General features: G+C 30.5%; 13 protein-coding genes. 10 read left to right on the top strand and 3 right to left on the bottom strand.

Annotated features, from left to right (window positions below; all coding sequences use genetic code 11):
• Positions 1-47: 47 nt before the first annotated feature.
• Positions 48-917 (bottom strand): PHP domain-containing protein, encoded by an 870-nt coding sequence (locus MEFER_RS05595; RefSeq protein ID WP_015791644.1) that lies wholly within the window; start codon positions 915-917, stop codon positions 48-50.
• Between the two features lie 170 nt (positions 918-1087).
• The gene (locus MEFER_RS05590; protein WP_048056343.1) at positions 1088-2524 is read right to left on the bottom strand and encodes a bifunctional ADP-dependent NAD(P)H-hydrate dehydratase/NAD(P)H-hydrate epimerase; all 1437 of its coding nucleotides are present in this window, start codon (positions 2522-2524) and stop codon (positions 1088-1090) included.
• Between the two features lie 113 nt (positions 2525-2637).
• Here MEFER_RS05590 and MEFER_RS05585 point away from each other — a divergent pair, with 113 nt between their 5' ends.
• From MEFER_RS05585 to hisB, 4 genes are read left to right on the top strand one after another with little or no spacing between them, the layout of a single operon-like run.
• Positions 2638-3477: a sugar phosphate isomerase/epimerase family protein gene (locus MEFER_RS05585; protein ID WP_015791642.1), complete on the top strand. Its 840-nt coding sequence runs from the start codon at positions 2638-2640 to the stop codon at positions 3475-3477.
• 37 nt (positions 3478-3514) lie between these two features.
• Positions 3515-4462, top strand: coding sequence for a radical SAM protein (locus MEFER_RS05580; RefSeq protein ID WP_015791641.1), 948 nt, complete (start codon positions 3515-3517; stop codon positions 4460-4462).
• Positions 4463-4477: 15 nt separating this feature from the next.
• On the top strand, positions 4478-5167 hold the full coding sequence (locus MEFER_RS05575) for a fibrillarin-like rRNA/tRNA 2'-O-methyltransferase (RefSeq protein WP_015791640.1): 690 nt from the start codon (positions 4478-4480) through the stop codon (positions 5165-5167).
• A gap of 42 nt (positions 5168-5209) precedes the next feature.
• Complete coding sequence (gene hisB, locus MEFER_RS05570) at positions 5210-5788, top strand: imidazoleglycerol-phosphate dehydratase HisB (RefSeq protein ID WP_015791639.1); 579 nt, start codon at positions 5210-5212, stop codon at positions 5786-5788.
• A gap of 229 nt (positions 5789-6017) precedes the next feature.
• Here hisB and MEFER_RS05565 read toward each other — a convergent pair whose 3' ends face one another.
• Positions 6018-7133 carry an amidohydrolase family protein gene (locus tag MEFER_RS05565; RefSeq protein WP_048056342.1) on the bottom strand — a complete coding sequence of 372 codons (1116 nt, stop codon included), beginning with the start codon at positions 7131-7133 and terminating at the stop codon, positions 6018-6020.
• A 20-nt stretch (positions 7134-7153) separates the two neighbouring features.
• On the opposite strand from MEFER_RS05565, the gene MEFER_RS05560 reads away from it, so the two are divergent.
• From MEFER_RS05560 to hmgA, 6 genes are all read left to right on the top strand, one after another.
• Positions 7154-8128 (top strand): mechanosensitive ion channel family protein, encoded by a 975-nt coding sequence (locus MEFER_RS05560; RefSeq protein WP_015791637.1) that lies wholly within the window; start codon positions 7154-7156, stop codon positions 8126-8128.
• Positions 8129-8133: 5 nt separating this feature from the next.
• Entirely contained in the window at positions 8134-9234 is a 1101-nt protein-coding gene (locus tag MEFER_RS05555) for a hypothetical protein (protein WP_015791636.1), read from the top strand.
• Positions 9218-10996, top strand: a complete 1779-nt coding sequence (locus MEFER_RS05550; RefSeq protein WP_015791635.1) for a DNA-directed DNA polymerase II small subunit — start codon at positions 9218-9220, stop codon at positions 10994-10996. The genes MEFER_RS05555 and MEFER_RS05550 overlap by 17 nt, the downstream gene beginning before the upstream one ends.
• An 18-nt stretch (positions 10997-11014) precedes the next feature.
• On the top strand, positions 11015-11695 hold the full coding sequence (locus MEFER_RS05545) for a HisA/HisF family protein (RefSeq protein WP_015791634.1): 681 nt from the start codon (positions 11015-11017) through the stop codon (positions 11693-11695).
• 324 nt (positions 11696-12019) lie between these two features.
• On the top strand, positions 12020-13483 hold the full coding sequence (locus MEFER_RS05540) for a hypothetical protein (protein WP_015791632.1): 1464 nt from the start codon (positions 12020-12022) through the stop codon (positions 13481-13483).
• A gap of 4 nt (positions 13484-13487) precedes the next feature.
• The gene (gene hmgA / locus MEFER_RS05535) at positions 13488-14702 is read left to right on the top strand and encodes a hydroxymethylglutaryl-CoA reductase (NADPH) (RefSeq protein WP_015791631.1); all 1215 of its coding nucleotides are present in this window, start codon (positions 13488-13490) and stop codon (positions 14700-14702) included.
• Position 14703 lies beyond the last annotated feature (1 nt).

Genomic DNA, 14703 nt, shown 5'->3' with positions numbered 1-14703 from the left:
TTAAAAGTAAAATATTGATTGTTATTTATATAGTTTTTCATTCCAATTCAAACCTCCTTTATTTTCTCCTTTGCTTTCTTTTTAAGATAATAATTTCCCAAAAATCCAGAAACTATTGGAAGAGGTGTGAGCATATATATTGCTCCGCCAAAAACCCCTAAAATCTTTTTATAGAATTTTAGTGAATTTATAATATCATCATCTACATTAAATATTAAAGATTTTATTAACTTCTTCTCTGAGTTGTAAACAATGTCATAGCTCCACAATATGGCCTGATATAAAGGTGTTGCTTTCCCTTCAAAAGTCGTTCTTTTTTTAACTATCGCCTTATATAAATCATCTGCTGAATTTCCTTCAAATAGTGTATATGCATTACCTACCATCCTCGCTATGTGGGCATCACTACTTCCAATAAATGCAAACGGCTTTTTGTGGTAGTTTTTTATAACTTTATTTAAGGCGATGTTGTTAACTATCCCGTCTCTGTGATAGGCGTTAAAGACCTCAACTCCATCCAAATCTAAATCAAATATCCTATCTCCAAGAGCCTTACATATTGGGCTGTATGGATGGGGGGCTATGGCTAAACCTCCCTGCTCTTTAATTCTCTCTATCGTCTCTTCTGGGGTCAAATATTTTGGAATTTCCTCATTTAAAAATAAACCAATGATCTCCCCTTCTTTTGTCATAATTTCACTACCTACAATGACCTCTACTCCAAACTCTTTCTCAATTTTCTTTGTTTCAACCCCTCCCCTGATAGTGTTGTGATCTGTTATCGCCAAAACACCAATTCCTCTTTTTTTAGCAACTTTTAATATATTTCTCGGTTCTTCAACAGAATCTGGAAAGCTAAGTTTCCAAAATTTACAAATTCCAGAATATTTTGTATGTATATGCAAATCTGCTTTCATAATATCTCCTTAATTTACCGAATATTAATTAAACTACTAAAGACATTTTTGGGGTTTTTAACATTTTTAGCATTAAAATTCACGTTATTCCTCCCCACTTTATCTAAGAGACATTATGAGGGGCTTTAGCTCCTCCTAATGCATCATTTTGATGAAACTTTCTTAAAGTTTCATTCAAAGATTTTTAAAACATTTGGAATCTTCTCAATCAAATCAAGAGGGGTAAAGCAGTAGCCCTTCTCTTTCAATAATAAATCTCCAGCATATCCATTTATAAAAGCCCCACAGCATGCTGATATAAAAGCATCATTAACAGCAAACAAAGCTCCAATTAAGCCAGCTAACACATCCCCAGTTCCCCCTTTTGTTAAACCTGCATTTCCTGTTTTGTTTATTTTTACATTGTTGGCATTAAATATTATATCATATTTTCCTTTTAACACAATCGTTGATTTTATTTCCTCTATATTGTTTAAATCAATATTCATATATTCAAATTCTTTTCTATGTGGAGTAAATACATAATTTTCAGAGAATTTAAAGTTATTATAATCAATAACTTTAATCGCATCTGCATCAATTACAGCTTTTTTATCATATTTTAACAAAAATTCATTTACAAAAGCTTTAGTTTCATCATTAACTCCAAAACCATTACCTAATACAACAACATCGTATTTCTTAGCTACATCTAATGCGTAATCAACATGTTTAGAGCTTAAATAATCTCCTTCAACCCTATACATAATAAACTCTGGATTATTAAGCTTATCTACAACATCATCAACAGACAAAATTCCAACCAAATCTGCAATTTTTGATGCCGCCAATCCTGCAAGTATTGGAGCTCCAAAGAAATCCCTACTTCCTCCAATAATTAAAACTTTCCCATTCTGCCCTTTGTGGCTTCTACTATCTCTTTTTCTCAAGGCTTTTAAATCTCCCCATCCAACGACATATTCAGCCTCTTTTGGTATGCCAATCTCTTTTACAATAGCATTTTCTTTATTTATCGTCTTTCTTTTGTAGAATGTTATGGTTAAATCACTCTCTAAGTTTCCAGTCTCAACATCAACACTAACAACAAATAAATCCTTATTTATTTTCTTTAACTCGTTAATTTTATTGACTATTGTTTTAAACGGCTCCCTCAACTCTCCTTTAACACCAGTTCCTATCATCGCATCTACAACAACAGCTTTTTTATCTTTTAGTCTTTCAAATATATCCTCAACTTCTTCAGCTATCCTAATCTCTCTAATTTTTATATTTCCAAATTCTGCCAAATTTTTTAATATCTTAAAATTTTCTCTCGCTTCATAGGTTTTTATCTCCCCTTCCTTCCCTATTAATACAACCTCCCCTTTACCTAGGTGTCTCGCAACTACAAACCCATCTCCTCCGTTATTACCAGTTCCACAAAATATAACATATTCCTCAGCTTCAATATCCTTAATCTCCTCATAAACTACCTTTCCAGCATTTTCCATTAACAGTATTTTCGGAATCCCTAAAAATTCTGCATTATCATCAATAATTGCCATCTCTTTTGGAGTTACCACTTCCTTTTCTTTAATTTTTTCCTTTAAAATATTAAATAGCTCCATAATCTCCCCACAAAATTTTATAGAAAATTCCTCAACAATATTTATAATTATGTATATTAAACATATATAATGCTTAAGCATAACTAAAAATAAATAAATTAAAAGGTGTTAGTATGAAGTTTGGTATCTCATCATTAGTCTTTTTACCAGAGAGCTTAACATCCTCATTGGAAAAGATTGCTGAACATAACTTTGATGCATGGGAAATTGTTTGTGAAGGAACGCACTATTTATCCCCAAAGAATATAAAATATCTTATGGAACTGAAAGAGAGATATGAGGTTGATATCATAGTTCATGCCCCTTTTTCAGATTTAAATCCAGCATCAATGAATGAAAGGATTAGGAGATTAACTATTGAATGCATTAGAGATGCTATAGAGGGAGCTTTTGAACTCGATTCCGAGGTTGTTGTGGTTCATCCCGGCTATATCCCACCACTTTGGGGAGAATATGTAAATGAAGTGTTAGATAATAATTTCTCAACACTCTCTGAGATCGTAGAGATAGCTGAAGATTATGGAATAAAAATTGGTTTAGAAAATATGCCAAACTTTAAAGGACTTTTAGGAATAACTCCAGAGTCTTTAATGGAAATTGTTAAAGACATTGATTCAAAGAATTTAGGGATAACGTTTGATATAGGACATGCAAATACTGCTGGAAATCCAGCCGAATTTGTTGAAAAACTGCAAAATATTGGAATTGGTATTATTCACGTCCATGCTCACGATAATAACGGTTATGATGATGAGCATTTGAAAGTAGGGGAGGGGAATATTAACTTTATTGAAGTTCTCGAAAAGTTAAAAGAAATTAAATATGATGGAATAATCAGCATAGAGAACAAAAATATTAGAGATGCAGTAAAAAGCAAGGAGATGTTAAGTGAATATTTAGAGATTGTCAATGAAAAGGCAGCTGAGATAAAGAAAAGTAAAATAAAAGAATAAATCTTTTTTATTTTATTTTTTATTTTTTGGTGATATTGTGACAATAGCCTTTGGACCAGTTCCATCAAGAAGATTGGGAAAGAGTTTAGGAATAAACAATATTCCATGCAAGTTTTGTAGCTATGACTGTTTATATTGCCAAGTTGGAAGAACCTTAAACAAAACAACAGAAAGAAGGAACTTTTATAATCCAGAGAATATTTTTAAATCTGTAAAGGAGAAAATAGATAAGTTATCCAATGAAAAAATTGACTATCTTACCTTTGTCGCAGATGGTGAGCCAACATTGGACATAAATTTATCAAAAGAGGTTGAAATGCTTAGAAATTTTAACATTCCAATAGCAATAATTACAAACTCATCATTAATTTGGAAGGAAGATGTTAAAAATGATTTATTGAACTTTGATTTAGTATCATTTAAGGTAGATTCTACAGATGAAAAGCTTTGGATGGAAATAAATAGACCTCATAAAGATTTAGTATTAGATAAAATTTTAGAAGGCATTATGGATTTTAGAGATAGCTATAAAGGAAAGTTAATAACTGAGACGATGATTTTGGGAAATGTAAACTATACAGAGGAAGCTATAGTTAAAACAGCGGAGTTTTTAAAAGACTTAAAGCCAAATAAATGCTATTTAAATACACCAATAAGACCATCATCTGAAAAACACGTAAAACCTCCTAAAATAGGGATTTTAAATAAAATATTACCTATATTTAATGAAATTATTGGAAAAGATAAGGTTGAACTCTTAGGGAAATTTGAAGGTTATGAATTTATATTATCCGATGATATTGAAAATGACATATTGGCTATAACTTCCGTTCATCCTATGAGGGAGGAGGTTATTAAAGAACTGTTAAACAAAAGAAACATTAGCTTTGATATTATAAATAAAATGGTTGAAGAAGGAAAATTAATAAAATTGGAATATAATGGAGAAATCTTTTACATGAAAAAGATTAAAAGCAGAGAATAATTTTTTGGTGATAAAATGGAAGATATTAAAATTAAAGAGATTTTTGAAAACATCTATGAAGTTGATTTAGGAGATGGCCTGAAAAGAATAGCTACAAAATCCATTGTTAAAGGAAAAAAGGTTTATGATGAAAAAATAGTAAAAATTGGTGATGATGAGTATAGAATTTGGAATCCAAACAAAAGTAAGTTAGCAGCTGCAATACTCAAAGGTTTAAAGGTTATGCCAATAAAAAGAGATTCAAAAATCTTATACTTAGGAGCTTCAGCTGGAACAACACCTTCTCACGTTGCGGATATTGCAGATAAAGGCATTGTTTATGCCATAGAATACGCTCCAAGAATCATGAGGGAACTTTTAGATGCGTGTGCTGAGAGAGAAAATATTATCCCAATATTGGGAGATGCAAATAAGCCCCAAGAGTATGCAAACATCGTTGAGAAAGTGGATGTTGTTTATGAGGATGTTGCTCAACCAAATCAAGCTGAGATTTTAATTAAAAATGCAAAATGGTTTTTGAAAAAAGGCAGTTATGGAATGATTGCGATAAAGGCAAGAAGTATTGATGTTACAAAAGACCCAGAAGAAGTATTTAAAGAACAGAAAGAGATTTTAGAATCTGGAGGATTTAAAATAGTTGATGAAGTTGATATAGAGCCATTTGAAAAAGACCATATTATGTTTGTTGGTGTTTGGGAGGGATAAATAACCCTAATCATTTTAATTTTACCTAAGGTTGGTGGGAATATGAGAGTTTTTGAGGTAATGAGAGAAACAAAGGAAACAAATATTTATCTAAAAATAAACATTGATGGAACTGGAAAATATAAAATAGATACTGGTATTCCATTTTTTGACCACTTATTATCTTCTTTTGCAAAGCATGGATGTTTTGATTTGATAGTCAAAGCAAGAGGAGATTTGGAAGTGGATGACCATCACACCGTTGAAGATGTTGGAATTTGCTTAGGTTTAGCTCTAAATCAGATTGAGAGGAAAAATATTTTCAGATTTGGATGGGCAATAATTCCAATGGATGATGCAAGGGCAACTGTAGCTATTGATTTGGGAGGGAGAAGCTATTGTGTAGGAAATTACAAACCTAATAGAGAATTTGTTGGGGATTTAGCTACTGAAAACATAAACCACTTTTTTGAATCAGTTGCAAGCTATGGAATGCTAAATATACATTATGATGTGATTGGAAAAAATGAACACCACAAAGCTGAGGCGTTGTTTAAAGCATTTGGTGTTGCTTTAGATTTAGCCACAAAAATTGATGAAAGAAAAGGGATTATAAGCACCAAAGGAGAAATAAAGTTATAACCATAGTGGCAAAGCCCCTATTGGTATACGACCCCATAGGGCTTACACCCTATTGACATGCCCCAAAAGTTTTGATCAACCTTTTGTTAAAAGGTTGTTCGGATACCTCAGGATGTATTGCCTCGCTACGCTTGGCAATGCCTCTTAGTAGGTTCTGATTATTATTTTATAATTTATTAAATTTATTCGATAATCAAAGTTATGTCTCCATCCTCCATTAACTAAAACATCATATTAATCTAAAATCCACAACATCCCCTTTTTCACATCGCGTAACTACTGAAGCAACAATATTTTTAGAAAACAATATTGCATTAGTTGGTTTTATAAAGGTAAAAATAGCTTTAAACCCTTCCTCTATCAATCCAACATTCTCAAGCTTTAATATCTTTGCATTGTTTATTGTTGCCATTCTCAAAATATCCTTTGGCTCAATGTGGTAGAGTTTATAAATAAAGTCCATTTCTTTAAATATTGATGGAGAGTTTGCCATAAAGTTGTCAGTCCCAATTCCAACAAGCAAATTTTCGTTAAGCTCATTCAACTTTGGCATGCCAACATTAAAAGATAAATTAGCTCTTACACATGCAACAACTGGAATGTTATTTTCTTTTAACAACTCTAAATCGTTGTTTGTTAGATGAGTCCCATGAACGATAAAATCTGGTTTTACTCCCAAATAGGTTAATCTCTCAATCTCTGTCATGCCATATTTGTTTAAGCTGTATTTTAAAGCTCCTTCATGCTCAGCCGCGTGTATAGCAAATAATTTTTTATCATCTTTCTCTTTAAATCTCTTAAAAACTCTAAATATTAGTTTTAATTCATCATTTTCAAATTCATTAGCCCCACTCAACCCTAAACCATCAGATATTTCTAAAATCTCTTCAACCTCTTTCTTATCAACCTTTGTAGGCCTTCCCAATATTATTGCCTTAGGATAATCATAAGATTTTAAAGCAGTTTTTAATAAATTAATTCCTTTAACTCCATTTTCCCTAAAATCACAAAAGAACTTTATTCCATGCTCCTTCATATCCTCTAAACCAAGTTTCATACCTTCAACTAACATATTGTCATTGCATTCAGCCAAATATCTATGTTTTAAACCGTTTGGTGGCTTGACTAATTCATCCAAAGTTTTATTAATCCCTATATCCTTTATACTATTATCAGCTATATGTGTGTGGGCATTTATAAGTGGAGGGATAATAAGGCCTTTAAACTCAATAACATCTTTATCATGTTCATTTGTAAAACCTTTAATTATCCCATCTTCAATAACCAAAGTTCCTTTTCTTAGCTCATAATTCTCTCCATACAAAAATTTCCCTTTCAATAGCAACAAAATCACCGTTGAGATTTATGATCAACAATAAGCTGAAATTGGGGATAAAGGTATTGCTATTAATAATTTTACTACACAGCCTCATATCAGTTTTTAATTTAGAGTTTTATATAGGGTTATTTACCAAATACCAAAATCAAATAATCATTGTTGCCATAATAATCCTATCTGGGCTTATTATTGTAGATATTACCTCTGAGATATTTAAAAAGTATGCAATTAAGAGGGAAGAAAAGGCTGGAGAGTATTTAACTCTAAACTATATCTTTAAATATTTTGTTTATCTTTGCGTTGCTTTGACAATTTTTGGAGTTTTATATCAAAATGTATCATCTTTGGTTGTTTCAGTTGGTTTAATTGGTGCGGCAATAACCTACGCTTTGCAAAAGCCAATTTTAAATTTTGCTGGATGGATTGTTATACTATACACAAGAACAATAAAAATTGGAGATAGAATTTATATTAAAGATGTCGGAGCTGGAGATGTGTTTGATATAGACACTCAACACATTTATCTAAGTGAATTAACCTTAGACACATTAGATTCTACTGGAAGAGTTTTAGTTATTCCAAATTCCTACATATTCACAACATCTATAATCAATTTTACAAAGGGAACACCATATATTTGGGATTATTTTGCAATACATTTTACCTACGATAGCGATATAAAGAAAGCTGAGGAGATTGTTTTTTCCTCAGTTTGTGAAGTTGTTGGAGATTTAATGAAAAAATTGGCTGAAAGATGGTCAAAGAAAAGATATTTAATATCAAGAAGCTTATGTGACAAGCCATTAATTAGAGTTGGGATGACAAGGAGCTCTTTCTACATAAAAGCGGTTTATATAGTAAATACTTACGAAAAAGCTATAATTAAAACTGAAATTTATAAAAGAATTTTAGAAAAAATAGAAAAAGAAAAAGATGTAAAGTTGGCATATCCACATGTTAAGGCAGTTATTGATTTAGAAGATAAGTTTAGAAATACGTGATTAATATGCTTTTAGAATATTTGGATGAATTCAAAGACATCGATTTCTTAAAAGCTTTAAATGATTATGAATTATTGATATTGTCTAAATTAAAGCATATTTTTGAAAATAATGATGAGTATGAGAGCGATTTAAGAAATTTTTTAAGAATTGAAAAAATAGAGAGAGAAAAGTTAGATGCATTAATTGACTATCTTTTAATTATTTTATTATCTCATACACCATATTTTAATGCATTCGTAAAAAATTACGCTGAAATTAAAAAATTTGAGCTTATTAAAAAACTTCCAAATAAAATATCCGTCTGGGAATTTATAAAAACTGCATCAAAATCAAGAAATAATGATTTGCATTTGGAGAGGTTAGATTTGGAAAATGGTTATGTTGATATAACTGAAATTAAAGAGATTTACGCAAGGGAATTTATTAGAGTAGAGTTAAAAAAGCTCGGAGATTTAGCTAAGAGAACAAAACTTCCAGAAGAGGGCATAATAAAAAGTTTATTAAATGAGATTAACAACTACCTAAAAGATAAGGTTAAGTATGAGCAAATAGGGAGTATAGAGGCAATAAACTATAAAGGGAATATCCCGTTAGAGTGGCATCCTCCATGTATTAGGGGGATTTTAAACGATATTTTAAGTGGTGGCTCTCCTTCCCATTATGCAAGGAGAAGTTTTGTTGTCTATTGGTTTTGTGCCAAATTTAATCCCAATTTAAGACCTTTAGATAAAGATGGAAATTTAGTCAATGTTTCAGCTACAGATATTGCCTCCGAAGAAGAGATTGAAAAATTTATAGACGAGCTTATAGAGATGTTATTCAAAAATGTTGAGGATTTTAATGAACAGAAGACAAGATATTACATTATGCACAACATTGGCTATAAAGTAGGGCATGGAAGATTAACTCACTGTGAATACTGTAAAAATTGGAAAGATGATGGAGGAAAGGGCTTAAGTTATTACTGCAAACCGGATGAGCTGTGTAAAAAAAGGTTTATCATTCATCCTTTAGATTATCTCTGTTATAATATAAATAAAAATCTGAAAAATAAAAAGTTTAAGAATCTGAAAAAGGAGGATAAAGATGGAAATAATAAATAAATTTTTAGATTTAGAGGTTTTACTATCACCAACTGTTTATGAAAAGCTGAAAAATTTTGATAAAGAGGATATTGAAAATTTAACTGAAAAAATTAAAGAATTTAAAAAATACAACGATGCCTTTATTTTGTTAGATGAAAAGTTTTTAGAAATTTTTTTACAAAAAGATTTGAATAATATAATAAAAGAATATAAAGATTTTGACTTCATATTTTACTACACTGGAGAAAAAGAAGAGAACAAAGAGAAAATAAAAGAAAAAGAAATAAAAACAGAAATTAAAGAAGAAATTGAAGATAAAGTAGAATTTACTAAAAAAGATGAAAAAGAAAGTTTTGTAAAGAAATCTGACGAAGATATTGAAGAAAAATTAAAGCAGTTAATTTCAAAAGAAGAGAAAAAAGATTTCAATGCTGAAAGAGCTAAGAGATACGAAAAAATAACAAAAATAAGGGAGAGTGTAAATAGCAGAATAAAATGGATAGCTAAAGATATAGAGGCAATAATAGATATTTATGACGATTCAGACGTTTCTGGGAAATCTACATGCACGGGAACTATAGATGATTTTGTCAAATACTTTAAAGATAGATTTGAAAGATTGAAAAAATTCATTGAGAGAAAAGCTCAAAGAAAAGGATATCCTCTAAAAGATATAAGTAGAATGAAAGGTCAGAAAGATATCTTCGTTGTAGGGATTGTTAGCGATGTTGACACTTCAAAAAATGGTAATTTAATAGTTAGGATTGAAGATACTGAAGGTGAAATAACCTTAATTTTACCAAAGGAAAAAATGGAAAAAGGGCAACTGCCTGATGACATACTATTGGATGAGGTTATTGGAGCTATTGGGACTGTTAGCAGATCAGGGAGTTCAATATATGTTGATGAGATTGTAAGACCAACATTTTCACCAAAAGAACCAAGAAGAATTGATGAAGAAATATACATGGCATTTTTATCAGATATTCACATTGGAAGTAATGAGTTTTTACACAAAGAGTTTGAAAAATTCGTTAGATTTTTAAATGGAGATGTTGATAATGAATTAGAGGAAAAAGTAGTTAGCAGATTAAAATACATCTGCATTGCTGGGGATTTGGTTGATGGAGTTGGTGTTTATCCTGGGCAGGAGGAGGATTTGTATGAGGTAGATATTGTTGAGCAGTATAAGGAAATTGCTATGTATTTGGAGCAGATTCCAGAGCATATATCCATAATCATCTCCCCAGGAAACCACGATGCTGTTAGACCTGCAGAACCACAGCCAAAGCTACCAAATAAAATAACAAAGCTATTTAATAGAGATAACATTTATTTCGTTGGAAATCCATGTGTAGTTAATATACACGGCTTTGACACTTTATTATATCACGGAAGAAGCTTTGACGACTTAGTTGGGCAAATAAGAAATGCAAGTTATGAAAATCCAACAACCATTATGAGAGAGTTAATAAAAAGAAGGTTGCTATGCCCAACTTATGGAGGAAGATGCCCTATAGCTCCAGAACATAAAGATTACTTGGTTATTGATAGAGATATAGACATCCTACATACAGGACACATACACATTAATGGTTATGGAATTTATAGAGGAGTTGTTATGGTTAACAGTGGGACTTTTCAGGAGCAGACAGATTTCCAGAAGAGGATGGGAATTAATCCAACACCTGCAATTGTGCCAATAATAAATATGGCTAAGGTTGGAGAAAAAGGGCATTATTTAGAATGGGATAGAGGAGTTTTAGAAGTTAGATACTAAATTTTTAAGGGGGTAAGAATGGAGATAATTCCAGTTATTGATTTAAAGGATAAAATAGCTGTGCATGGAAAAAGTGGAAATAGAGATGAATACAAGCCACTAAAATCAGTTATCTGCAATTCATCAAATCCTGTTGATGTGGCAGAGGCTTATAAAAAAAGAGGAGCTAAAACCATTTACATTGCTGATTTAAACGCTATAATTGGGAATGGAGATAATTTTGATATAATAAAAGAGATAGATTTTGTAAATAAAATCGTTGATGCTGGAATTAAAAAAAGAGAAGATTTGGAAGATATTAAAAAAATTTTAAATAAAAATGATAGATCAATAGTAGCAACTGAGACATTAGAAGATGTTGAGTTGTTAAAAGAGAAAGATATAGTTGTTAGCTTGGATTTTAAAAATGGAGACCTTTTAAATTATAATTTAGATGAGATTTTATCTTATGTTAAAAAAGACACTCCACTAATAATCTTAGATATCTCCTCAGTAGGAACTCAGAGAGGAGTTAATGTAAAACTTATAAAAAATATTTTAGATAAAACAAACAATCCAATATATGTTGGTGGAGGCATTAAAGGGATTGAAGATTTAGAGCTTTGTTATAATTTAGGAGTTGGTGGAGTTTTAATAGCTACAGCAATACATAAAGGGGTTTTAGATTTAGAGGAGATTATTAATAGATTTAGTGATTAACAATGTCAAAAGATAAATTAGCTATACTAAAATCTTTTTGTTAATGAATTAAAAAATTATGGAAATAAAATTGTAAAAATCACTCTTTATGGTTCTGTAGCAAGAAGTGGGGTAAAGAAGATTCAAATATAGGATGTTTTAATTATAACAAACTACGATTCATTTAAAATGCAAAAATTGGTTTCTGATAGTGTTATTGAAATATTGCTTAGATATGGTGTTTATATCTCTGTAAAAGTATTATCAGTTGATGAATTCAGCCAAATAAAAAATAAATACTTCTATAGAAATATATTAAAGGCGGTGTTGTAGTTAGATGGTACTATGAAAGGTAAAAGTGTTATTAAATCAATAATTACAATCGTTGGTATTGTTATTAGTGCAATTACTGCTACAATTTCTTCATTTACATTATTTCTGACAATAATATCTTTATTCATAATTACATTATCTTCAAAAATCAGTAATGAATTGAATAAATTAAGTGAAAAATCTCCATATACGACTCTTATATTGGCGATAATTTTATTTATAAGTTTCATAATATTAGTTATTTATCTACACTACCATTTTATAGGAGATTTAAATAATTATACGACTTTTCTCTTATTTGCTTTCGCTACTATTTTTTATATATTCACATTTGGAGGTTTTAAAGAGGAAATTTCTGAAATATTTGATTGGTGCGGTATTAAAACATTTCAAACAACTTTTCAAAACTACCTTTTTATTCTTTCTATGATTGCATCCATAGCTATAATTCTTGCAATAAAAAGTTTTGATTCGCTATTATCTTTAGCAAATAATCATGATAGCAGTAATTTCCTTACAGTAGGAGGTATTTTAGCAACGATTTCAGCATTACTCGTATCAATATCTTGGGTTATTATTCAGACATCATCAGATAGGTTAAGCACTATTTTAATGTGGATGTGGATTAGGGATGTTAGATTTTTAACATTTGTAATAATTTCATTTGCCACAGTGTTTCTACTTATCATCATATCATTAACGCATGTTCAATTGTATGTAATTGATTATGGAATTATCTATTACATCATAATGTTAAACTTCCTAATGTATAGTTTGTATATAACAGCATTTGCAAAGGTTATTAATCCAAAACACGCTGTTGATTTAATTTTGAGAAATAAAGATATTGGAGATAAATCTGAGGACTATGATTTAAAAGATGCTGAATCGAGATTATTTGCAGTTTATGAAATTATTAAAAAGAGGATTGAAGCAAAAGATGTTTATGCCGTAATAAAATGTCTAAATAAGATATATAACAATTTTGATAAATATTGGATGTTTATTGAAGATGAAAAATGTGAAAAATATCTCAAAGATTTTTTAGGGATATTAAAAAAACTCAGAGATGAATATAATAGGACGTGTGTTGACAGTCCGTATTATGAAAAAAGTAGGGAAACTTTTGATAAAATAATAATAAAAATATACATAACATTATTTGATAAAACTCTTGAAGAAAAAATCAAATCAGAAAATATTAAAGATATTGAAGATTATTTAAATAAGACAAAAAATAACATTGACAATTATGAGATGTTCAAAAATAAAGCATGCCTTGAAAGATTCATGCATCATCTAAATGAATTATTAAAAAAATATGAAAAAGAAAAGAACGAAAATAGGTTAAGTAATGAAATATTTAACAAACTAAAAGAAGGACTTGAAGAATTAACCAATAAATGCAAAGATAAACTAAAAGAACTTGAATCACAAAATAATAAACACAAAATAGTAATTAAATTAATTTGGTGATAAAATGAACTATGATGAAATTCTTGAAAAAATGTTGAATGGAGAGCTAAAGCCATATCAATTGGATAAGGTGTTTGGCTCAAAGATAGCAACAGAAATTAGAAGGAAATTCATTGAAAAAAAAGTTGGAATTGAATTTAAACATATTAGTAATTACTCAATAGATGAAGAGATGGCTATGAAAAAAAACATAGAGAATATGATTGGAGCTATACAAATCCCATTAGGTTTTGCCGGACCTTTAAAAATTAATGGGGAATATGCGAAAGGGGAGTTTTATATTCCATTGGCTACAACAGAAGGGGCTTTGGTGGCTTCAGTTAATAGGGGCTGTTCAATAATAACAAAGTGTGGTGGAGCTACCGTTAGGGTTATAGACGACAAGATGACAAGAGCTCCCTGCTTAAAAACAAAAACAGTTGTGGATGCACTAAAAGTTAGAGACTGGATTAAAGAAAACTTTGAAAGGATAAAAGAGGTTGCTGAATCAACAACAAGACATGGAAAATTGATAGGGATAGAGCCAATTTTAATCGTTGGGAGGAATTTATATCCAAGATTTGTATTTAAGACTGGAGATGCCATGGGAATGAATATGGTTACAATTGCCACAGAAAAGGCTTGTAATTTTATAGAGGATGAGTTAAAAAAAGAAGGAATATACGTTAAAACAGTTGCAGTGAGTGGAAACGCATGTGTTGATAAAAAGCCAAGTGGGATGAATTTAATTAATGGTAGAGGAAAATCTATTGTGGCTGAAGTATTTTTAACTGAAAAAGAAGTTAATAAATATTTAAAAACCACATCCCAAGCTATTGCTGAAGTAAATAGATTAAAAAATTACATTGGCTCAGCAATAAGCAATTCAATGGGTTTCAATGCCCATTATGCAAACATCATAGGAGCTATATTCTTAGCTACAGGACAGGATGAAGCACATATAGTTGAGGGAAGCTTGGGAATAACAATGGCTGAAGTTGAAGATGATGGATTGTATTTCTCAGTTACTCTCCCAGATGTGCCAATTGGAACTGTTGGAGGGGGAACAAGAGTAGAGACGCAGAAAGAATGCTTAGAGATGCTTGGTTGTTATGGAGATAATAAAGCTTTAAAGTTTGCTGAAATTGTTGGAGGGGCTGTGTTGGCTGGAGAGTTATCTTTATTAGGAGCTTTAGCTGCTGGACATTTAGGAAAAGCTCACCAAGAACTTGGTAGATAGT

The sequence above is a fragment of the Methanocaldococcus fervens AG86 genome, assembly GCF_000023985.1.
Taxonomy (GTDB): Archaea; AGJL01; Methanococci; order Methanococcales; family Methanocaldococcaceae; genus Methanocaldococcus; species Methanocaldococcus fervens.
Note: the sequence above shows the minus strand (reverse complement) of the source record. Positions and strands in the feature narration are given on the sequence as shown.